Source organism: Mesorhizobium sp. ES1-1 (genome assembly GCF_020164785.1).
Lineage (GTDB): Bacteria > Pseudomonadota > Alphaproteobacteria > Rhizobiales > Rhizobiaceae > Mesorhizobium.
Window position 1 is genome coordinate 153,460 of record NZ_JAIUGX010000012.1, and the last position, 21,936, is coordinate 175,395.

Below are 21,936 nucleotides of genomic sequence, written 5' to 3' on the forward strand. Positions count from 1 at the left end.
TCGCACCGAGACGCGGAAGGTCACTTTCATGCCTGATCGCTCCTTCCTCGACTGGCCGTTCTTCGAAGACCGTCACCGCGCACTGGCCGAAAGCCTGGAAGCGTGGTGTGCGAAAAACCTCCCCGTCGACCATCACGACGTCGATGCCGCCTGCCGCGCGCTGGTGCAAAAGCTCGGCCGCGACGGCTGGCTGAGGCCGACGGCAATCGACACCGACAACCCAGGCCAACTCGACGTGCGCGCCTTGTGCATTACGCGCGAGACGCTGGCGCGTCATGACGGGCTCGCCGACTTCGCCTTTGCCATGCAAGGGCTAGGCACTGGAGCGCTTAGCCTTTTCGGCACGCCGGAACAGCAGCAGTGGCTGGTAAGGACGCGTGCGGGCCAGGCGATTTCCGCTTTCGCCCTTTCCGAACCTCGCTCAGGATCGGATGTCGCCAACACCGAGATGACAGCGATCCGCGACGGTGGCGACTACATCCTTTCCGGGGAAAAGACCTGGATTTCCAATGGCGGCATCGCCGACATGTACGTCGTGTTCGCCCGTACCGGAGAGGCGCCGGGCGCCAAGGGGCTCTCCGCTTTCCTGGTGCCTGGTGACGCGAGTGGGCTGGGCATCGCCGAACGGCTGGAAGTGATCGCGCCGCATCCGCTGGCGCGGCTCTCCTTCGACCGGGTCCGGCTTCCCGCCTCGGCTCTGATCGGCAGGCCCGGCGACGGCTTTCGGATCGCCATGTCGGTACTAGACGTGTTCCGCTCGACGGTTGGTGCGGCGGCACTAGGGTTTGCCCGCCGCGCGCTGGATGAAAGCATCAAGCGAGTGGCCGAGCGCAAATTGTTCGGCGCGCCGATGGCCGAACTGCAGATGGTCCAGGCCCACGTCGCCGACATGGCGCTGGACGTCGATGCGGCGGCCCTGCTGGTCTATCGCGCGGCGTGGACAAAGGACATGGGCGCGGCGCGAGTTACCCGCGAAGCGGCGATGGCCAAGCTGTTCGCCACCGACAAGGCGCAGGAAGTGATCGACAGAGCGGTCCAACTGCATGGCGGGGACGGGGTGCGCAAAGGCCATATTGTCGAAAGCCTGTATCGCGAGATCCGCGCACTGCGCATCTATGAGGGAGCGTCGGACGTGCAGAAGGTGGTGATCGCGCGGCAAGTGATGGGCGCGGCGTGACGTAGAAATTTGAGCGAATTCGCTTTCAAATAGTGGTTTGGACGACCGGGAGGTTTTTTTAATGCATGAGATCCTGCAGCCGGAAGGCTGGGCCAAACCTGTCGGCTACGCCAATGGCGTCGCAGCGCATGGGAAGCTTGTGTTTATCGGTGGTCAGGTCGGCTGGAACGGGCAATGCCAGTTCGCAACCGACGACTTTGTCGGCCAGGTGAAACAGACGTTGCAGAACATCGTGGCGGTGCTGGCCGAGGCCGGCGCGGAGCCCCGGCACATCACTTCGATGACCTGGTATTTCACCGACAAGGCCGAATACCTCGCCAATCTCAGGGGTATCGGCGAGGTCTATCGCGAGGTGATCGGCCGGCACTTCCCGGCTATGGCCGCCATGCAGGTGGTGGCGCTGGTGGAGGAGCGCGCCAAGGTGGAAATCCAGGCGACCGCCGTCATTCCGGACTGACCGAGACTATTCCCGCAGCCCGCAATTCCTCAAAATCGGCAGCACGTGGTCGCAGAAATAGGGCAGCTCCTGCGTATAATTGACGAAGGACAGCGCGATGCCCTGGTAGCCGTGGCCCGATATGGCGGCCATGTCGGCTGCGATCGTTTCCGGCGTGCCGACAAGAGGGTAGGTGCCGGCGCCGCCGGCGAAACGCTGGCGGTAGCGGTCATAGGCGTGCTGGTCGTGCGATTGCGAGAATTCCTTCTTGCCCGCCATATGGGCATCGACCGCCGCGTGGTCGGCCATGGCGACGGCGTAGCGGTTATAATAGGCCTGCGCTTCCTCCATGGTTGGGCGGCAGACGACATGGGCCACCGTGTAGACGCCGACATCGCGGCCGGCCTTGTCGGCGCGCTCCTTTATGTCGGCCACATGCTTGCCGGTGTCATCCATCTCCGAAAATGTCGTGAACAGGTAGTCGCATCTCGCGGCAGCAAAGTCGCGCCCCGGGCCACCGAAAGCCGCGTTCATCGTCACCGGGCGGGGGACCTGCAGGCTGGCCGGCCGGCTGACCGCTTCCTTGAGGCGGTAATACGTGCCTTCATAGTCGAGCGGCTCGGCCGAGGCATAGAGTTTTTCAAGGATCTCGATCCACTCGGCCGCCTGGTCGTAACCCTTCTCGACCAAAGGCGTGCCGAACATGCCGAATTCCTTCGGGTTCCAGCCGCAAACGATGTTGAGGCCCGCGCGGCCCTGGCTGATATGGTCCACCGTCGCCAGCGCCTTGGCCGCATAGAGCGGGTGCACCAACGGGACATGCACGGTCATGAACAGACCGATCCGTTCGGTGGCCATGCCGAGCGCGGCCGCCCAGGTGAAGGTCTCGAACGACCATTCGCGCACCTTGTTGCGGCCGCCGAAACCGCGCCAGCGCGCGATCGGCAGCATGAACTCAAGGCCGGCGCGATCAGCGATCTGGGCCGCCGTCAGATTGTCCTGCCAACTTGCCGTCCAGCGCTCCGGCACATCCGTGATGGCGAGCCCGCCATCGGCATTGGTCGAAAAGACGCCAAGCTTCAGCTTGTTTTGCCCGTGCATGGGATGGGGTTTGTTCACGTCGCGACCTCCCGGCGAAGAACGCACGCTACGGTCCCGCTAAAATATTTCAAGCATGAAAGAGCTTCGTCGCGCCAGGGTTCGACGATATGAATTCAGAGCCCGTGGAAAAGGAGTGAACATGAGCGAGTTCCGACAGAAATGCATCGGCAAGACGAATCTCGTCGGCTCCTTTGCCGCCATTCCGCATCCTGTCGCCGTCGAGGTCATGGCTCAGTCCGGTCTCGACTTCCTGTGCATCGACTCGGAGCATGCGCAGATCTCGCGCGACATGATCGAGACCATGGTGCGGGCGGCCGATCTGCATAGCGTGCCGGCAATGGTGCGCGTTCCCGGCCATGGACCAGAGGCGATCCAGGCGGCGCTAGACAGCGGGGCGCAGGGCGTGCTGGTGCCACGCGTTTCGACCGCCGCCCAAGCGCAGGCGGCCGTGACAGCATCGCGATACCCGCCGCAAGGCGAGCGCGGTGTCGGGCCTGGGCGCGCAGCCGGCTATGGCTATCGCATTCCGCAATATCTCGCCGGCGCGAACGACAGAATCGTCGTCGCGGTGCAGGTCGAAACTTCCCAAGGTCTGGCCAACATCGATGAGATCGCGGCCGTCGACGGCGTGGACGTCATCTTCGTCGGGCCCGGCGATCTATCGGTATCGATCGGCGCAATCGGCCCGGAGGGCGCCGACAGGCTGGATGACGCGATCCGGGCAATCATCGGCGCCACGATCGCGCAGGACAAAATACCAGGCATATTCTGCGCCAGCCCTCAGACAGCGGGCCGATGGGCGGCGATCGGCGTGAGCTTTTTCGTTCTGGCCAGCGACACGATGTTCCTTGGCGCTGGTGCCGCAGCCAACTATACCGCCGCGCGCGCCGAACTGGGCCTGGGGGAGCGCGGCTGACGGAACACGCCGCCAAAGCGCGGCAGGCCAAGTTTTTTAAGCTTAAAACTTTCGCCTTGAAAAGCCTCGCACTTTGGATAAGCATTCCAGGATCGAATGTAACGGTCGTGCTGCATTGGCTTGCTGCCGTCTATCGCTGCAGCGGCTGGAATAAAAGAGGGTTCGGTCCTTGTCGTCTTGCTGCCCCAGTCGCCGTTCAGCGCTCCCTAAGCGCTCGATGGCATTTGCGGGTAGGCCCAGGCCCCGCACTCCGAGAACATCGACAAACACGCGCGCATGGTCGCCGCTATGAATTGACGTTCCGCACCGAGCGGGACGGCAAGAAACCGTGCGGGGCCAGCTCCGCCCGATCAACAACCAGAGGGAACACCCCAGAGGGAACACCAATGAAACTGAATCGTCGCAATCTCATGCTTCTCGCCGCCGCGATCGGCATCGCCGCAGGACCGGCTTCGGCCTTTGCCGCCGACGTGCTGAATGTCGGCGCCTACCCGACCAACCCGCCCTTCGAATACAAGAACGAAAGCGGCACCTTCGAAGGTTTTGAAGTCGACATCATCAATGAAGCGGCCAAGCGCATCGGCATGACGACCGATATCGCCGACCTCGGATTCCAGGCGCTGTTCGCAGCCACTACGTCGAAGCGCATCGATGTCGCCATCTCGTCGATAACCATCACGCCGGAGCGGCTGAAGTCCCAGTCTTTCACGCAGCCCTATTATGATTCCGACATGGGCATCGCGACCAAGACAGACAGCGCCATCGCTTCCGAGGCCGACCTCAAGGGCAAAATCGTCGGCGTGTTGTCGGGCTCGACCGGCGAGACCTGGGTGAAGTCGCACCAAGAGGCCGATGGCTTCAGCGACGTGAAGGGTTACGACACCCAGCAGAACCTGCTGCTCGACCTCAGCGCGGGCCGCGTGGATGCCGCGGTGAGCGACATTCCGGGCATGGAATATTCCTTCACCAAGATGAAGGACCTGAAGGTCAAGCAACGCATCAAGACCGGCGAACAATACGGTCTGATGATGACCAAGGACCATCCGCTGCTCGGCAAACTAAATGATGCGCTGACCGCGATGAAGAAGGACGGCACGCTGGCGGCGATCCACAAAAAATGGTTCGGCAGCGACGCGCCGGCCGACTCGGCGACCATGAAGGAAATGCCGCTGCCTAAGGCCTGATCGGCAATCCAGAGGGATCGTGCCGATTCAAGAGTCGGCACGATCCATTCTATGCCTGACGTCTGCTGCTGCGGTGATAAGCTCAAGCAGGCACTCTGCCTTGGCGTCACGGGACGCAAAACGGTTCGGAAACGCTCCCATGTCGCTGCTGGACACTTTCTTCAATCCCGACGTGATCATGTCCAGCTTGCCGGCTCTGCTGCGCGGCTTCCTGAACACGCTGCTGCTCGGCATATTGAGCATCGGTATCGGCATCCCGGTGGGTCTCGTGATCAGCCTGCTGCGGCTCTATGCGCCGAAGCCGTTTCGATGGCTGGCGGTCGGCTACACCGATATCTTTCGAGCCCTGCCCGTGCTGGTCGTGCTGATCCTGATCTACTATGCGCTGCCGTTCCTCGGCATACGCCTGTCGTCCTGGGCATCCGCGGTGACGGCTTTCGCCTTCATCATGTCGGCCTATTCGAGCGAGGTGTTCCGCTCCGGCATAGAGAGCATTCCACGCGGACAGTTCGAAGCATCGCAGGCGCTTGGCCTGCCGTTCCTGCTGACCCTTCGCAAAGTGGTGCTGCCGCAGGCGATCCGCGTCGTCATCCCGCCGATGACCAGCAACTGCGTCTCGATGTTCAAGGACACCTCGCTGGCCTCGACGGTGGCGCTGCCGGAACTGCTGAAGGAAGCGACGAACGCACAATCGCTCTATGCCAACCCCTCGCCGCTGATCGGCGCAGCACTTGTCTATCTCATCTTCCTCTGGCCGATGGTCCGTCTCGTCAGCCTGCTTGAACGCCGCTTCAAGACCGAGAAGACGCGCTGACCACCCAACCAATCGCCAGATGTCGCAGGAGACCATTTTGAGCACTTCCCCGACCAAAGCCGGAGGCGGCTTCCCCGTCGCCGCGATCCGCGCCATGTTCCCTGCCCTGCAACGCGCCGGGGATTTCATCTTCCTGGACAACGCCGCCGGCGCGCAGATCCCGCAAAGCGTGCTCGACGCGGTCACCAACCATCTGGTGTCGCACAATGTCCAGCGTGGCGGCCGCTATGGCCGTAGTGTCACCGTCGACCAGTCGGTCGCCGATGCCCGGACAAGCGTGGCGCTGCTGATCAATGCCTACAGCCCGGCGGAAATCTGCTTTGGCATGAACGCCACCTCGTTCATTCGCCTGGTCAGCCTCGGTATCGGCCAGATGCTGACCGAACGCGACGAGATCGTCATCACCGACATGGACCATGACGCCAACATCGCTACCTGGCTGGCGCTGGAGCAGGCCGGCGCCAAGTTCAAATGGTGGCGCATGCGCGAGGACGGCAATTTGCATGTCGATGATCTGCGCCCGCTCGTCTCCGACCGCACCCGGCTCGTCGCCTGCACTGTGACGGCGCATTCGATCGGTTCGATCGTCGATGTGGCGTCCGTGGCCCAGATCGCGCATGCGGCGGGCGCCGAAGTGTTCCTCGACTGCGTCCATTACGGCCCGCACGGGCTGATCGACGTGCAGGCCTGGGATTGCGACTACCTCGTCTGTTCCGGCTACAAGAACTTCTCGCCGCATATGGGCTTTCTGTGGGGACGCTTCGAAACGCTGAAGCGGCTGCCGACCTTCCGCGAGGATTTCATCCCGGACGAACCACCCTACAAGGTCGAGGCCGGCACCTTCATCTACGAGAATGTCTCCGGCATGGAAGCGGCCGTGCAGTATCTGGAAATGATCGGCCGCAATCTGGCGCCCTCCAACAACCGCTCGCGGCGCGAAAACATCGTCGCCGGCATGGGCGCCATTCGCGATTACGAGCTGGTACTGGCGCGCGAGATGCTCGCCGTGCTGAAAGGCTGCGGCGCCACCATCTATGGCGTTGCCGACGAGGCCCGCATCAACGAGCGGGTACCGACCTTCTGCTTCAACATCGGCACGCTTTCGCCTCAGCGGATCGTCGAGGAAATGGCCGAGATGCAGATCGGCATCCGCGACGGCCACATGTACGCGCCGCGGCTCATGAAGCGCCTCAACCTGTCGATGGCCAGCGGCGCCATTCGCGCCTCGCTGGTCCATTACAACACGGTCGAGGAAATCCACCGCTTCGGCGAAGCGCTGCGCGCCATCATCGCCAAGCTGTCGTGAGATGACCAGCGCTGTGAGCTTCGATGAACCGGATCGTGACGCGCCTTTCGTGGTCCTCGGCGATCCCGATCCCGAAGACATCGTCGCGCTCGAGGATCGCCTCTACGGCTTCAACGTCGCGGCCACCGGCGTCGACGATGGTCGCTATCTGTCGATCTTCCTGAAAAGGGAGGACGGAACGATCTATGCCGGCCTTCACGGGCACAGCTGGGCAGGCGTGTGCGAAATCAAGACGCTGTGGATCGCCGACAGCGAGCGCGGCAAGGGCTTGGGGTCGCGCCTCCTGGCCGCCGCCGAAGAGGAGGCACGGCGGCGCGGCTGCCATGTCATCCACCTGGCGTCGTTCAGCTTTCAGGCACCGGCCTTCTATGAGAAACATGGATTTCAGAGGCTGGTGCAACTCGAGGACTTCCCTCGCGGCCACGCCAATGTCCTGCTGGCGAAGACGCTGATGCCTGAGGCAACAGTCTAGCTGCCCCTGGCGAAGGGCGGCTCTCTCAAGCCGCCTTCTTCTTTGCCAGCCTTGCCTTGATCGAGGCGACGTCGGCACGTGGTGTCGCGGCGAACAGCGTCCTGGTGTAGCTGTGCTTGGGGTCCGAGAAGGCCTCGTCGCGCGAGCCGTATTCGACGGCTTCGCCGAAGTACATCACCATCACATCGTCGGCGATGTAGCGCACCACCGACAAATCGTGGCTGATGAAGACGTATGTCAGTTGGAACTCGTCCTGGAGGTCGGCAAGCAGGTTGAGAACCTGCGCCTGCACCGAGAGGTCGAGCGCCGAGACCGGCTCGTCCAGGACCAGCAGGCTCGGGTTGAGCATGAGCGCGCGGGCGATGGCGATGCGCTGGCGCTGGCCGCCGGAAAACATATGCGGATATCGATTGTAGTGCTCGTGGCCGAGGCCGACCTTCTTCAGCATATTCATCGCCAGATCGCGCCGTTCGGCGGCCGATTTGTCGGTGTTGATCAACAGCGGTTCGCCCAGCACGTCACCGATCTTCTGGCGTGGGTTGAGCGATCCATAGGGATTCTGGAAGACGATCTGCACCTTGCGGCGCATCTCCTTGGTCAATCCGCCCCTGGCGATGTCGACCTTATTGCCGTCGATGAACAGATCGCCTGCCGTTGCAGGATCGATAAGAGTGATGATGCGGGCGAGCGTCGACTTGCCACAACCGCTCTCACCGACGATGGCGAGGGTCTTGCCCTTCTCAACCTTGAACGAGACGCCCTTGACCGCGTGCACGGTGCGCGGTCCGCTGAATAGCCCGCCGCCGATATGATAGTCGCGAACGATGTTCCTGCCCTCGAGGACCGTGGTGCTCATGCCGAGGCTCCCGCGGCCGAGGGAGCGGGCTCGAACAGCATGTCGGACACGGTCGGCAGGCGGTCGCCGACGGCGTTCTCCGGCAGCGCCGACAACAGCGCGCGCGTGTAGTTGCTTTTGGGCGATTCAAACAGCGACAGCACGTCGGCCTCTTCCATCTTGCGGCCCTTGTACTGGACGATGACGCGGTCGGCGGTCTCGGCGACCACGCCCATATTGTGGGTGATCATGATCAGCCCCATGCCGTATTTGGCCTGCAGCGAGACCAGCAGGTCGAGGATCTGCTTCTGAATGGTGACGTCGAGCGCGGTCGTCGGCTCGTCGGCGATCAACAGTTTCGGGTTGCAGGCAATGGCGATGGCGATCATGACGCGCTGGCACTGTCCGCCGGACATCTGATGCGGAAAAGAGTTCAGCCGCTCCGCCGGATCGGCGATGCCCACCAGCGTCATCAGTTCGATGGCCCGGGCGCGACGCTGGGCACGATCCATGCCCAGGTGGAAGCGCAGCACTTCCTCGATCTGGAAGCCGACGGTGAAGCACGGGTTGAGGCTGGCTATCGGCTCCTGAAAGATCATCGAGATGTCCTTGCCGACGATCTTGCGCCGCTCGGACGGGCTGAGTTTCAGAAGGTCGACGCCATCGAAAGCCATGCGGTCAGCTCTGACCGTCGCCGTGTTGGGCAGCAGGCCCATCACCGCCAGCATCGCCACCGACTTGCCAGAACCGGATTCACCGACGATCGCCAGCACCTCGCGCGGCTCGATCGACAGGTCGATGCCTTGCACGGCCATGAACGGTCCGGCCGCGGTGTCGAAGGAGACAGTGAGGTTCTTGATCTCGAGCAGGGGCATGCTCACGACCTCTTCAGCTTGGGATCGAGCGCATCGCGCAGGCCGTCGCCGATCAGGTTGATGGCGAAGACAGTGATCAGGATGGCGAGACCCGGAAACGTCACCACCCACCAGGCGCGCAGGATGAATTCGCGTGCTTCGGCCAGCATCGTGCCCCATTCAGGCGTCGGCGGTTGCGCGCCCATGCCGAGGAAGCCAAGCGCCGCCGCCTCCAGGATGGCGTTGGAAAAGGACAATGTCGCCTGCACGATCAGCGGGGCGATGCAGTTGGGCAGGATAGTGACCAGCATCAGCCTGAGATGGCTGGCGCCGGCGACCTTGGCCGAGATCACGTATTCCCGGTTCTTTTCCGCCATTACGGCGGCGCGGGTGAGCCGGGCGAAATGCGGCTGCAGCACGAAGGCGATGGCGATCATGGCATTGACGAGGCCAGGCCCGAGTACGGCTACCAGCACAAGCGCCAGAAGCAGGGACGGGAAGGCCAGGATGATATCCATGACGCGCATGATCAGCGTGTCGACCCAGCCCCGGCAGTAGCCGGCAAGCAGGCCGAGGATGACGCCGGAGATGAGCGCGGTCGTGACGACGACGAAGCCGATGGCGAGCGAGAAGCGCGAGCCATAGATCAGACGCGACAGCATATCGCGGCCGACGGCGTCAGTGCCGAGCAGGAATTGCGCGTTGCCGCCCTCCTGCCAGGCAGGCGGGGTCAGGAAGAAATCGCGAAACTGGTCGTCGGGCGAATGCGGCGACAGCAGCGGCGCGAAGATGGCGACCAGGATGAGCAGGGCGAAGACAAAGAGCCCGATCACCGCGCCCTTGTTGATGGAGAAATAGTGCCAGAACTCGCCGAACATCTGCAGCCGGGCGTCTCTCGGCTTGATGACGGTCGCGGCTTCGATGGTGGCTGGGCCTTCATTGGTCATGTCAGTTGACCCGTATGCGCGGGTTGATGACCGCGTAGAGCACGTCGACAATGAGATTGACCGACATGACGATCAGCGCGATCAGAAGCAGGCCGCCTTGTACGGTGAAATAGTCGCGCTTGGAAATGGCGTCGATCATCCATTTGCCGATGCCGGGCCAGGAGAAAATGCTCTCCGTCAGGATGGCGCCGGTCAAAAGCGTACCGACCTGCAGACCTATCGTGGTGACAACAGGGATCAGGGCGTTGCGGAAAGCGTGCAGGCCGACGACGCGGAACGGGCTCAGGCCCTTGGCGCGGGCGGTGCGGACATAATCTTCGCCCAGCACTTCGAGCATGGCCGAGCGTGTTTGCCTGGCGATGACGGCGAGCGGAATGGTGCCCAGCACGATTGTCGGCAGGACAAGATGCGACAGGGCCGAACGGAACGCGCCCTTCTGGCCCGAGATCAGGGCGTCGATGGTCATGAAGCCGGTCACCGGCTTGAAGAAATAGAGAAGGTCGATGCGGCCGGAAACCGGCGTCCAGTGCAGCGTGCCCGAAAACACGATGATGAGCAGCAGTCCCCACCAAAAGATCGGCATGGAGTAGCCCGCCAGCGCGGTGCCCATGGTCAGCTGGTCGAACCAGGAACCGCGCCGGATCGCGGCGAAGATGCCGGCCGCGACACCCAGAACGATGGCGAAGATCATGGCGAAGATGGCGAGTTCGACCGTAGCCGGGAACCGCACCAGGAAGTCCTTGAGCACCGGCGTCTTGGTGGAGAACGACGTGCCGAAATCGCCGCTGAGGATGTTGGTCAGATAGGTCAGGTATTGTTGCCAGATCGGCAGGTCGAAGCCGAACTGATGCATCAGTGCCGTATGGCGTTCGGGCGACAGGCCGCGTTCGCCCGCGAGCACCAGCACCGGATCACCGGGCAGGATGCGCACGAAGCCAAAGGCGAGGATGGTTATCCCGATGAAGGTCGGGATGATGAGGGCGAGCTTGCCGAGGATATAACGCAGCATGGCGGGCGAGTGGGGGCGGCGCCTGTGGCGCCGTCCCCGTTTCGCGAACCTTATTCGGCGATATCGACGCCGTCGAAGCGATGGATACCGAGCGGATCCATGGCAAAGCCGGTGACGGTCTTCTGCATCGGCATGAACACTTTGGAGTGGGCGAGCGTCGCCCACGGTGCCTGTTCCTTGAAGATGACCTGTGCCTGTTCGTAGAGCTTGGTGCGCTCAGCCTGGTCCGAAACCGTCTTGGCCTTGTTGATGAGCGCATCGAAGTCCTTGTTGCACCATTCCGCGCGGTTGTTCGAACCGACGGAAGCGCAGCTCAGGAGCACGCCGAGGAAGTTGTCCGGATCGCCATTGTCGCCGGTCCAGCCAACGATGACGGCGCCGTCGTGATCGACCGCTGAGGCGCGCTTGAGATATTCACCCCAATCGTAGCTGACGATGATGACGGTGACGCCGACCTTGGCGAAGTCCGCCTGGATCAGCTCGGCCGTGCGGCGCGCGTTGGGCATATAAGGACGCGACACCGGCATGGCCCAGACGTTCATCTTGAGGTCCTTGACGCCGGCCTCTTCGAGCATCTTCTTGGCCGCATCCGGATCATACGGATCGTCCTTCACGTCCTTGTTGTAGGACCACATGGTCGGCGGGATCGGGTTGATCGCTACCTGGCCGGCACCCTGGAAGACGGCATCGATGATGGCCTTCTTGTTGATGGCCATGTTGAGCGCCTTGCGAACGCGTACGTCGTCGAAGGGCTTCTGCTGAGTGTTGTACATCAGCGCGCCCACGTTAAGGCCTTCCTGCTCGTCCACCTTGAGGTTGGCATCCGCCTGGAGACCGGCAATGTCAGCCGGCGCCGGGTAAGACATGATGTTGCATTCGCCGGCCTTCAGCTTCTGCGCGCGGACAGCCGGGTCGGTGGTGATGGCGAACACCAGATCGTCGATCTTCTGCTTGCCGCCCCAATAGTCCGGGTTGGCCTTGTAGCGGATGGCCGCATCCGTCTGGTAGTCGACGAAAATGAACGGGCCGGTGCCGATCGGCTTCTGGTTGAACAGTTCAGGGGTCTTGTCCGCCTGAAGCTTGTCGGCATATTCCTTGGAGACGATCGAGGCGAAATCCATTCCCAGTGTCGGGATGAAAGTGATCGCCGGATCCTTGAGCGTGAACTTCACGGTCAGGTCATCGACCTTCTCGACCTTAGTGATGTTTTCGCCGAACTGATCATTATAATACTGGTAGGCAATGCCCGGGATATACTGGAACCAGGGGCCGTTCTTGTCGACCTGACGCTCAAACGAAAACACCACGTCGTCGGCGTTGAGGTCGCGCGTCGGGGTGAAATAGTCGGTTGGTGCGAACTTCACACCCTTGCGCAGCTTGAAGACATATTCCTTGCCGTCGTCGGAGATCGTCCAGCTTTCAGCCAGGCCCGGCGAGACGGTGGTCTTGCCATGATCGAATTCGACAAGGCGATTGAAAACGGTCCGCGAGGACGCGTCGAACGTCTGGCCGGCGGTATAGGGCGCCGGGTCGAAACCCTCCGGCGATGCTTCCGCGCAATAGACCAGAGTTTTCGCGTTGGCCACGCCGCCCAGGACGCTTGCAGCCAGCAACGCGGCTGCAAAAGTCAGTTTCATTTTCATTGAGCACTCCCTGATGTTCTTCCAAGCCCCTCTATCAGGCTCGCGAAGCCCGCATATAAGCACCGTTTTCCCGGCTTTGGAACACCCCGTTTGCTTACCCCTCGGGAAGCGGGACAAAAATCCAGAATTCTGCCGGATTGTGAAAAGAATTAGCAGTTTATTCTCTTCACGAGATTTTTCGCGATTGTATTTTCTTGTTGACCCTTGGATTGCTCGAACTTTCCCGCACGCGACTTGCCATGCTCAACGACGTCCGGCGGAGAGGCGGGTTCCAGCGGCAATCTTTGGGGTCTTGCCGCAGGGGCAAGACTTGCACCGCCGCGGATAGAGGCAATACATAGATGGAAGCCGGCCAGTAGCGGGGGATGTCTCTGTCACCAGAGGCGCGCGGTCGAACGAGAGCTGTCTAGGAGGAACGGGTGGCAAAAGCATCAAAGACGACCGCGCCGTCGAAAGCGCCGTCGAAAGCCCCTGCAGAAGCGGCGGCCGGAACCCCGGTGACCAAAGCGCCGGTTGCCAAGGCGCCATCTGCAAAAGCATCAGCTGGCAAGCCTCCTATTGCCAAAGCACAACTTGCCAACACTTCTGCCGACAAAGCCCCTGCCGGCGAGCCGCAAGCCGCCAAGCCGAAAGCAGCCATCGTGAAAAAGGCCGTGCCGGAGGCAAGTGCAAAGCCTTCGGTCAAGGCGCGGGACAAGTCCGCGCCAACCAAGACGGCCTCCACTGTTAAATCCGCGGTTGTAAAGCGCACCGCCAAGGCCGCACCGGCCAAGTCTGAACCGGCCAAGTCTGAACCGACCAAGTCCGAACCGACCGGGCCTGCGCCGACAAAGGCCGCGCTGGCGACAAAGCCCGCCGCTGAGAAGCGACTGCCGAAAGCGCTGACGGCGCTGGCCGCCGGCCTGCCGGAAAAGCCATGGCTGAAGAGCTACCCCAAGAACGTGCCGGCTGAAATCGGGGACTTGCCCTACAGCTCCATCGGCGATTTCCTCGTCGCCGCCTGCAAGCAGTTTTCCGCCCAGCCCGCCTTCACCTGCATGGACAAGTCGATCAGCTACGCCGATGTCGAACGGCTGTCGGCGGCATTCGGCGCTTACCTGCAATCGAAAGGCCTGGAGAAGGGCGCGCGTGTCGCGCTGATGATGCCGAACGTGCTGCAATATCCCGTGGCGATGATGGCGGTCCTGCGCGCCGGATACGCCGTGGTCAACGTCAATCCGCTGTACACGCCGCGCGAGCTGGAGCACCAGTTGAAGGACTCCGGCGCACAGGCCATCGTCATTCTGGAGAACTTCGCCAGCACCTTGCAGGCGGTGATTGCCCGGACCCCGATCAAGCATGTCGTGGTCGCCGCCATGGGCGACATGCTGGGCGGGCTGAAGGGCACGCTCGTCAATCTCGTCGTGCGCCGCGTGAAGAAGATGGTGCCGGCCTGGTCCCTGCCCGGCCACGTCAAGTTCAACGCGGCGGTGAAGGCCGGAGCCGGCCTGGGGTTCAAGCCCACCAAGGTGACGGCCGACGACGTCGCCTTCCTGCAGTATACGGGCGGCACCACGGGTGTGTCGAAGGGAGCCACGCTGCTGCACCGCAACGTGCTGGCCAACGTCGTGCAAAATGCGCAGTGGATGGAGGACGCCTACACGGTCAAGCCGAAGCCGGCGCATCCAAATTTTGTATGCGCGCTGCCGCTCTACCATATTTTCGCGCTGACGGTGAACGCACTGATGGGCATGCAGCAAGGCGCCCGCAACGTGCTCATTCCCAACCCGCGTGATATTCCGGGTTTCGCCAAGGAACTGTCGAAATACCCGGTCCACATCTTTCCGGGCTTGAACACGCTGTTCAACGCGCTGCTCAACAATGAGGATTTCCGCAAGCTCGACTTCAAGCCGCTGATCCTGACGCTGGGCGGCGGCATGGCGGTTCAGAAAGGGGTTGCCGAGCGCTGGAAAGCGCTGACCGGCTGTCCGGTCACGGAAGGCTACGGTCTCTCAGAGACCTCGCCGGTGGCCACCGCCAACAAATTCAGCGGCGGCGGCTTCACCGGCACGATCGGCCTGCCGCTGCCGTCGACGGAAATTGCCATCCGCGATGATGATGGCAACGACCTGCCGCTCGGCGAGGTGGGCGAGATCTGCATCCGGGGACCGCAGGTTATGGCGGGCTACTGGAACCGGCCTGACGAGACCGCCAAGGTCATGACCAGGGACGGCTATTTCAAGTCCGGCGACATGGGGTTCATGGACGAGCGCGGCTACACCAAGATCGTCGACCGCAAGAAGGACATGATCCTCGTCTCCGGGTTCAACGTCTATCCCAACGAACTGGAAGAGGTTGTTGCCCAGCATCCGGGCGTGCTCGAAGTGGCCGCGATCGGCGTACCGGACGAGCATTCCGGCGAAGTGCCGAAGCTGTTCATCGTCAAGAAAGATCCGGCGCTGACCGTCGAAGCCGTCACCGCCTATTGCCGCGAGAACCTGACTGGTTACAAGCGGCCCAAATTCATCGAGTTCAGGACCGAACTGCCGAAGACCCCGGTCGGCAAGATCCTGCGCCGGGCGCTACGCGAATAGTGGCCGGCGATCCTGTCTGCATGGACAGGCCGGACCCCGGCTCGCGCCCGGATCCGGTGGATTTCATCAGAGCGAACATGAATCTTGTCGCCATCCCGTCGCTTCCGGAGATAAGGCTTTATACCCCACATCCGGCGAGCGGCCTCGGGCGGCTGGTCGATCCGCGCGACGCGGACGACGACACGCAGACGGAGGATGGAATCGAGCCGCGGCCGCCCTATTGGGCCTATGCCTGGGCCGGTGGAACGGTGCTCTCACGCTACATACTCGACTATCCGCAAACCGTTGCTGGCCGCCGCGTGCTGGACCTCGGGGCTGGCTCCGGCCTTGTCGGCATCGCAGCGGCGAGGGCTGGCGCGCGCACGGTGATCGCCGCCGAAATCGACCCTAACGGCGTCGCGGCGATCGGCCTCAATGCGGCGGCGAACGGCGTCGGGATCACCATCGTCGATAAGGACATCACTGTGGATCCGCCGCCAGCCGTCGATCTGGTGCTCGCAGGCGACGTGTTCTACGACCCCGATGTTGCCAGACGAATGATGCCTTTCCTCGATCGGTGCCTGGCAGCCGGCATCGAGGTGCTTGTCGGCGATCCCCGCCGCAGCGACCTTCCGCTGCCCCGGCTGCGCTTGCTGGCGGAATATCAGGTGCCGGATTTCGGCCACGCGAAGGGTCTGCCGAGCGGCGTCTTCTCGTTTGCGCAAGAAGACTGCTAGCACCGGCCCGTCAAACCGTCTCCCCAACCCGGGCCGACAGGAAGTCCGGCAGGTCCGCAACCGAATCCAGGATGATGTCGGCGATCTCGCCGAGGGACTCACGCGTGCCCGTGCCGGAGAGCACGCCGATCGCCAGTCCGCAGCCGCCGGCCCGCGCCATTTCCAGATCGTGTCTGTTGTCGCCGACCATGGCGATGGCCGACGGCTTGAGGCCGGTCAGGTCGCAGAAGGCCATGATCGTATCGGGCGCCGGCTTGGGGTTGGCGACGGCGTCATAGCCATAGGCGGCGTCGAACAATTGCGCGACGCCCAACGTGACCAACGTCTTCTCTGCGCCACTGGTCGAATCATTGGTGGCGACGCCAAGCCGGTAGGATTTCCTGTGCAGGACGCTGAGCGTCTCGACGATCCCCGGCAGCGCCACCGCCATGGCCGACCCCTGCACCGAGGTGATCGCGTTGAACCGCTTGACGGCAAGCATCTGGTCTTCATCGGAAAGCCGCGGAAACCACAGTTCCACGACATCGAGATTGGTGCCCGACGCAAAGATCGAATCCGGCTTGAAGCGCTTCGCAGCGAAATCGAAACCCGCCGCCGCCAGCAGCCTGTCGGCCTTCCAGCGGTCGCCTTCGGCCGCGTCCATGGCCATGAAGTCGGCCACCCCGAGCCAGGTGGCGTTGAAGTCGACCAGCGTTCCGTCCTTGTCGAACAGGATGCCCTTGATATCCGCCAAGCTTTTCACTCCGCCTTCAGCAAATGGTGGATGTGTGCCACGAGCCCAGCGGTCGAGGCGTCGCGCCCAGCGGCACTTTCCGTGCCCTCGACGACAGGCAGGAGGCCGGTGGCGAGTTCCTTGCCGAGCTCGACGCCCCATTGGTCGAAGGAGTTGATGTTGAAGAGCGTTCCCTCGACGAAGACGCGGTGCTCATAAAGCGCGATCAGCCGGCCAAGCGTGCGAGGGTCGAGCTTCCGGTAGAGGATGGTCAGCGACGGGCGGTTTCCGGAAAAGACCCGGTGCGGCGCGATCTTGTCGATCTCGGCAGGCTGGACGCCCTTGGCCAGCATCTGCGCGCGCGCCTCCTCCAGGGTGCGGCCCTTCATCAGGGCTTCCGATTGCGCCAGGCAGTTGGCGAGCAGCAGGTCATGCTGATGCTTGAGCTGCGGCTCATGTCCTTCGGCCGCGGCAAGGAATTCGACGGGTATGAAATCCGTGCCCTGGTGCAGCAGCTGGAAGAAGGCGTGCTGGCCATTGGTGCCGGGCTCCCCCCAGACCAGGGGCCCGGTAGGCGTCGTCACCGCCGCGCCTTCAAGCGTGACGCTCTTGCCGTTCGATTCCATGTCGAGCTGCTGCAGATAGGCTGGCAACCTGGACAGGCGCTGGTCGTAAGGGATGACCGCTCGCGCGGGATAGTGGCAGATCACCCTGTGCCACCAGCCGACCAGACCAAGGAGCGCGGGCAGATTTTGCCGCACCGGCGCGGTGCGAAAATGCTCATCCATTTCATGCGCGCCATCGAGGAAAGCACGAAAATTCCTCGGTCCCACGGCGATCATCACGGGCAGGCCGATCGCGCCCCAGAGCGAATAGCGGCCGCCAACCCAGTCCCAGAAACCGAAGACACGATCGGCTTCGATGCCGAATTTCGCCACCAGGTCGAGTGCGGTCGAGACCGCGGCGAAGTGCTTGCCAATGGCTTCCTTGCCCAGAGCATCCTGAACCCATTTGCGCGCGGTCGCGGCATTGGTCATGGTCTCGACGGTAGTGAAGGTTTTCGAAGCGATGATGAACAGGGTCGTCTCTGCGGAGAGGCCCTTCAACGTGTCGTGGATATGGGCGCCGTCTATGTTCGAGACGTAGTGCGCGCGCGGTCCATCGTGGTACGGCGCCAAAGCCAGGGTGGCCATTGCCGGCCCCAAATCCGAACCGCCGATGCCGATATTGACGATGTCGGTGATCGCCTTGCCGGTGGCGCCGGCCGCCTTGCCGGAGCGCACGGCATCGGCAAAGGCGCCCATGGCGTCGAGCACGGCGACGACATCAGCCTTGACGTCCTGACCGTCGACGGTGACGCCCTCGCCGGTCAGGTCGCGCAGCGCGGTATGCAGAACGGCGCGGTTCTCGGTGACGTTGATCTTCTTGCCGGCAAACATAGCCGCGCGGCGTCCGTCGAGGTCCGCCGCCTCGGCAAGCTTCTCGAGCAGCTCCATGGTGGTCGTGTCGACGGCGCATTTGGACCAGTCGAGCAGCATATCGTCGTCCTGGGCGGAAAACGTCTCGAACCGGCTTGGGTCAGAGGCAAAAGCCTGACGCATGCTGGAGGGCGCCGCGGCTCGATGTTCTCGCAGGGCGGCGAGCTGTTTCTGGAAGGCTGGCTGATCCACTGGCGGGGGACTCCTGGAGTTTTCGGCACACCATATCAGACCGGATGTTTCCGGCACGTGTCGTCGCGCCACCACTATTGAGCCGAATTCAATCCGGTCAATACGCGGCGATGACGCATCGCATCACGATGCGATGATAAAATGTCTCGCCGACGCGCTGGCAGCGCCTCACTTGGGTGGAAGGATCACTGGCATAAATCCCAGCGATCAGAAAAATTGATTGGCGCAAACCCTTGTGCCACCGTTACATTCGACTGGTCCAGCCAAACGAAAAAAGCTGGCCATCGAGGACATCCTTCATGCCACAGCGTAACGACACGGCGATATGGTCCGGCCTGTTCCGGATCTCGGCCGAATCCGGCCAGACCCTGCAGGCGCAGATCCGCCAGGCCATCGTTGCCGCTATCCTCGACCGCCAGATCGCCGCCTCGATGCCGCTTCCCTCGTGCCGAATCCTGGCCGAGAAATTGGGCGTGGCGCGAGGAACCGTGGTGCTGGCGTTCCAGCAACTCGTCGACCAGGGTTTCCTCGTGGCTCGCGAGCGGCGTGGCCATTTCGTCAATCCCGACGTGCTGGCGACACCGGCCAAGCCACACCAGAAGGCGCCCGACCAGGCCAATGAGATCGACTGGAAGGCACGCCGGCAGATCGCGGCCAGCGACATGCCGCCGCCAGCCAAGCACGAGAACTGGATCAAGTCCTCCTACCCCTTCGTCTACGGCCAGTTCGACCCGGCGCTGTTCCCGACCGCCGAGTGGCGCGAGTGCAATCGCATGGCGCTGGCGGTGCTCGAAATCCGCAACTGGGCGTCCGACATGGTCGACCGCGACGATCCGCTGCTGATCGAGCAGATCCAGGCGCGGCTTCTGCCCCGGCGCGGCATCTTCGCCAATCCCGACGAGATCATCGTCACGCTTGGCGCACAGAACGCGCTCTACATGCTGGCCAGCCTGCTGATGACCAAGGGCTCCAAGGTTGCGATGGAGGACCCGGGCTATCCCGACGCGCGCTCGATCTTCCGCCTCGCCGGCGCCGAGATCCAGCCGGTGCCGGTCGACCAGTCCGGCATCGTAACTGCTTCAATTCCCAATGATTCCGGCTTCGTGTTCGTCACGCCCAGCCATCATTGCCCGACCATGGTGCCGCTGTCGGCGGAGCGGCGGCAGGACCTGCTGGCGCGCGCCAACCGCCACAACCAGATCATCATCGAGGACGGCTATGACAGCCAGCTTCTCGACGAAGCACCGCAGCAAGCGTTGAAGAGCCTCGATCGATCGGGCCGCGTCGTCTATGTCGGCTCAATGTCGAAGACCCTGGCCCCGGGCCTGCGGCTTGGCTATATCGTCGCCTCCGCCGGGCTGATCTCCGAACTCAGGGCCTTGCGGCGTTTCATGCTGCGCCACCCTCCAGCAAACAACCAGCGCGCGGTGGCGCTATTTCTGTCGCTCGGCCATCATGAAGCCCTGGTTCGACGCCTGTCGAGCGCGTTCGACGAGCGGCGCAAGCGTCTGGTCCATGCGATTTCCGCCTTCCTGCCTGAATGGCGCTCGACCGATTCGGCCGGCGGCACGTCGCTATGGCTCGAAGGCCCGCGCGGCACGGATTCGCGCGGGCTGGCCGAAGCCGCTGCCTCGCGTAGTGTGATCATCGAGCCCGGCGACCGCTTCTTCGACCGCACCGAAAAGCCCTCGCGTTTCATGCGGTTGGGCATCTCCTCGATCGCGCTGCAGCATATCGAGCCCGGCATCCGGGAACTTGCCACAGCGGCCGGGCGGCGGCCCGCCGCCGCCTGATCCATCCACGGCACCCCCTCGCCTGCCGGCGCGGCTTCGGACATTGGCTCTGGCATAGGCGGCCGGACCCGCTGGCCCATAGGCTGTGCCAATGCCGGCGGCATAGTCGGAGCACAAAGGGGAAGAAGCAGTCGATGGTGGACCAACCGCCGCCCTGTTTCTCGGTAAGGTGGAGTGTTCCATGTCAGTGCTTGAGAAGCAGGATGCAGCAGATCAGCGTTCGCGCCGTTCGGGCGGGCGCGAAGCGCGGCGCGCCATGCGCGCGGCACCGCTGGCCGATGATATCAAGCCGGTGCGCGCCGGCCTGGAAGGCGGCAGCTACGGGCCGCTGACCGGCAACGACCAGGAACGCATCCATGAAGCGGTACTGACCCTTCTGGAAACGGTCGGCTTCGCCAACGCCATTCCTTCCTGCATCGAAGCGCTGACCAAAGCCGGCGCCAGCTACGGCGATGACGGACGCATCCGTTTTCCGCGCGCGCTGGTCCTCGATACGATCAAGAAAGCGGCACGGAATTTCACCCTGTACGGCCAGGACCCCAGGCACGATATGCTGATTCAGGGCAAGCGCGTGCATTACGGCACTGCCGGCGCCGCCGTGCATCTGGTCGATGTGGAGAAGCGCGAATACCGCGAGTCGCTGCTTCAGGACATTTATGACGCCGCCCGCCTGGTCGAGGGACTCGACAACATCCATTTCTTCCAGCGGCCGATGGTGCCACGCGACATTCCCGATCCGCTCGAAATGGACTTCAACACGCTCTATGCCTGCGTGATGGGTACATCCAAGCATGTCGGCACCTCCTTCACGGTGCGCGAGAACGTGAAGCCGGCGCTCGACATGCTCTATGCCATTGCCGGCGGCGAGGAGAATTTCCGCGCCCGGCCGTTCGTGTCGAACTCCAATTGCTTCGTCGTGCCGCCGATGAAATTCGCCGAGGATGCCTGCGGCGTGCTCGAAGCCTGTGTCGAGGGCGGCATTCCAATCCTGCTTCTGTCTGCGGGACAGGCGGGAGCCACGGCGCCTGCGGCGATTGCGGGCGCGGTCGTGCAGGCTGTGGCGGAGGTGCTGGCCGGGCTCGTCTATGTCAATGCCATCAAGCCCGGGCATCCGTCGATCTTTGGCACATGGCCCTTCGTATCGGATCTGCGCACGGGCGCCATGTCCGGCGGTTCGGCCGAGCAGGCAGTGCTGACGGCGGCCTGCGCGCAGATGGCGCAATATTACGATCTGCCAGGCGGCTCGGCCGCGGGCATGACGGATTCGAAGCTGCCCGACATCCAGTCCGGCTATGAAAAGGGCATCACCGATGTGATGGCCGGCCTTGCGGGGCTCAATCTGGTCTATGAATCCGCCGGCATGCACGCCTCGCTGCTCGGCTTCTGCCTGGAAAGCCTGATCATCGACAACGACATGCTCGGCCATTGCCTTCGTTGCGTACGCGGCATCGAAGTGTCCGATGAATCGCTGTCGATCGACACCATTGCCGAAGTCTGCCTGAACGGACCGGGCCATTATCTCGGCAACGAGCAGACGCTGCGGCTGATGCAGACCGAATATTTCTATCCGGCCGTCGGCGACAGGTTCTCGCCCAAGGAATGGAACGAAAAGGGCCGTCCCGACATATTGCAGCGCGCCATCATCGAAAAGAAGCGTGTCCTGGCCGAGCGCTTCCCGCGCCACGTGCCGAAAACGATCGACGACAAACTGCGCGCCCGCTTCGGCGACGTGATCAAGCTGCCGCGCGCCAACATGGGCGGATAGGCCCACTCCCGAA

At 62.9% G+C, this 21,936-nt stretch carries 19 protein-coding genes; 11 read left to right on the forward strand and 8 right to left on the reverse strand.

Features of this window, described 5'->3' with window-relative positions:
• The first annotated feature begins 28 nt into the window (after positions 1-28).
• Together LB513_RS20560 and LB513_RS20565 are read left to right on the forward strand one after the other, a co-directional pair.
• On the forward strand, positions 29-1,177 hold the full coding sequence (locus LB513_RS20560) for an acyl-CoA dehydrogenase family protein (RefSeq protein WP_224665346.1): 1,149 nt from the start codon (positions 29-31) through the stop codon (positions 1,175-1,177).
• 61 nt (positions 1,178-1,238) lie between these two features.
• Entirely contained in the window at positions 1,239-1,634 is a 396-nt protein-coding gene (locus tag LB513_RS20565) for a RidA family protein (protein ID WP_224665347.1), read from the forward strand.
• 6 nt (positions 1,635-1,640) lie between these two features.
• Here LB513_RS20565 and LB513_RS20570 read toward each other — a convergent pair whose 3' ends face one another.
• The gene (locus LB513_RS20570; RefSeq protein ID WP_224665348.1) at positions 1,641-2,732 is read right to left on the reverse strand and encodes an LLM class flavin-dependent oxidoreductase; all 1,092 of its coding nucleotides are present in this window, start codon (positions 2,730-2,732) and stop codon (positions 1,641-1,643) included.
• 121 nt (positions 2,733-2,853) lie between these two features.
• Between LB513_RS20570 and LB513_RS20575 the strand changes: the two genes are divergently transcribed.
• The 5 genes from LB513_RS20575 (at position 2,854) to LB513_RS20595 (ending at position 7,406) form a co-directional block, all read left to right on the forward strand.
• Positions 2,854-3,630, forward strand: a complete 777-nt coding sequence (locus LB513_RS20575; protein WP_224665349.1) for an HpcH/HpaI aldolase family protein — start codon at positions 2,854-2,856, stop codon at positions 3,628-3,630.
• 386 nt (positions 3,631-4,016) lie between these two features.
• The gene (locus LB513_RS20580) at positions 4,017-4,814 is read left to right on the forward strand and encodes an ABC transporter substrate-binding protein (RefSeq protein ID WP_224665350.1); all 798 of its coding nucleotides are present in this window, start codon (positions 4,017-4,019) and stop codon (positions 4,812-4,814) included.
• Between the two features lie 139 nt (positions 4,815-4,953).
• Positions 4,954-5,628, forward strand: a complete 675-nt coding sequence (locus LB513_RS20585) for an amino acid ABC transporter permease (RefSeq protein WP_224665351.1) — start codon at positions 4,954-4,956, stop codon at positions 5,626-5,628.
• Positions 5,629-5,665: 37 nt separating this feature from the next.
• A complete protein-coding gene (locus LB513_RS20590; protein ID WP_224665352.1) occupies positions 5,666-6,934 on the forward strand; it encodes a cysteine desulfurase-like protein in 1,269 nt (422 codons plus the stop codon).
• Between the two features lies 1 nt (position 6,935).
• On the forward strand, positions 6,936-7,406 hold the full coding sequence (locus LB513_RS20595; protein WP_224665353.1) for a GNAT family N-acetyltransferase: 471 nt from the start codon (positions 6,936-6,938) through the stop codon (positions 7,404-7,406).
• Positions 7,407-7,431: 25 nt separating this feature from the next.
• On the opposite strand, the gene LB513_RS20600 is transcribed toward LB513_RS20595, so the two are convergent.
• The 5 genes from LB513_RS20600 to LB513_RS20620 form a co-directional block, all read right to left on the reverse strand.
• Complete coding sequence (locus LB513_RS20600) at positions 7,432-8,262, reverse strand: dipeptide ABC transporter ATP-binding protein (RefSeq protein WP_224665354.1); 831 nt, start codon at positions 8,260-8,262, stop codon at positions 7,432-7,434.
• A complete protein-coding gene (locus LB513_RS20605) occupies positions 8,259-9,116 on the reverse strand; it encodes an ABC transporter ATP-binding protein (RefSeq protein WP_224665412.1) in 858 nt (285 codons plus the stop codon). Before LB513_RS20605 ends, LB513_RS20600 begins: the two co-directional genes overlap by 4 nt.
• Before the next feature lie 2 nt (positions 9,117-9,118).
• Positions 9,119-9,973: an ABC transporter permease subunit gene (locus LB513_RS20610; RefSeq protein ID WP_224665413.1), complete on the reverse strand. Its 855-nt coding sequence runs from the start codon at positions 9,971-9,973 to the stop codon at positions 9,119-9,121.
• A 70-nt stretch (positions 9,974-10,043) separates the two neighbouring features.
• Entirely contained in the window at positions 10,044-11,051 is a 1,008-nt protein-coding gene (locus LB513_RS20615; protein ID WP_224665355.1) for an ABC transporter permease subunit, read from the reverse strand.
• Between the two features lie 50 nt (positions 11,052-11,101).
• Positions 11,102-12,694: an ABC transporter substrate-binding protein gene (locus LB513_RS20620; RefSeq protein ID WP_224665356.1), complete on the reverse strand. Its 1,593-nt coding sequence runs from the start codon at positions 12,692-12,694 to the stop codon at positions 11,102-11,104.
• Between the two features lie 419 nt (positions 12,695-13,113).
• On the opposite strand from LB513_RS20620, the gene LB513_RS20625 reads away from it, so the two are divergent.
• Positions 13,114-15,267 (forward strand): long-chain fatty acid--CoA ligase, encoded by a 2,154-nt coding sequence (locus LB513_RS20625; RefSeq protein ID WP_224665357.1) that lies wholly within the window; start codon positions 13,114-13,116, stop codon positions 15,265-15,267.
• 20 nt (positions 15,268-15,287) lie between these two features.
• Positions 15,288-15,983 carry a class I SAM-dependent methyltransferase gene (locus tag LB513_RS20630; RefSeq protein WP_224665358.1) on the forward strand — a complete coding sequence of 232 codons (696 nt, stop codon included), beginning with the start codon at positions 15,288-15,290 and terminating at the stop codon, positions 15,981-15,983.
• Between the two features lie 10 nt (positions 15,984-15,993).
• Here LB513_RS20630 and LB513_RS20635 read toward each other — a convergent pair whose 3' ends face one another.
• Positions 15,994-16,716: an HAD family hydrolase gene (locus tag LB513_RS20635; protein ID WP_224665359.1), complete on the reverse strand. Its 723-nt coding sequence runs from the start codon at positions 16,714-16,716 to the stop codon at positions 15,994-15,996.
• 5 nt (positions 16,717-16,721) lie between these two features.
• Positions 16,722-18,365 (reverse strand): glucose-6-phosphate isomerase, encoded by a 1,644-nt coding sequence (gene pgi / locus LB513_RS20640; RefSeq protein WP_224665360.1) that lies wholly within the window; start codon positions 18,363-18,365, stop codon positions 16,722-16,724.
• Positions 18,366-18,664: 299 nt separating this feature from the next.
• Between pgi and LB513_RS20645 the strand changes: the two genes are divergently transcribed.
• Complete coding sequence (locus LB513_RS20645; RefSeq protein WP_224665361.1) at positions 18,665-20,158, forward strand: PLP-dependent aminotransferase family protein; 1,494 nt, start codon at positions 18,665-18,667, stop codon at positions 20,156-20,158.
• A gap of 181 nt (positions 20,159-20,339) precedes the next feature.
• Positions 20,340-21,923, forward strand: a complete 1,584-nt coding sequence (locus LB513_RS20650) for a trimethylamine methyltransferase family protein (protein WP_224665362.1) — start codon at positions 20,340-20,342, stop codon at positions 21,921-21,923.
• Positions 21,924-21,936 lie beyond the last annotated feature (13 nt).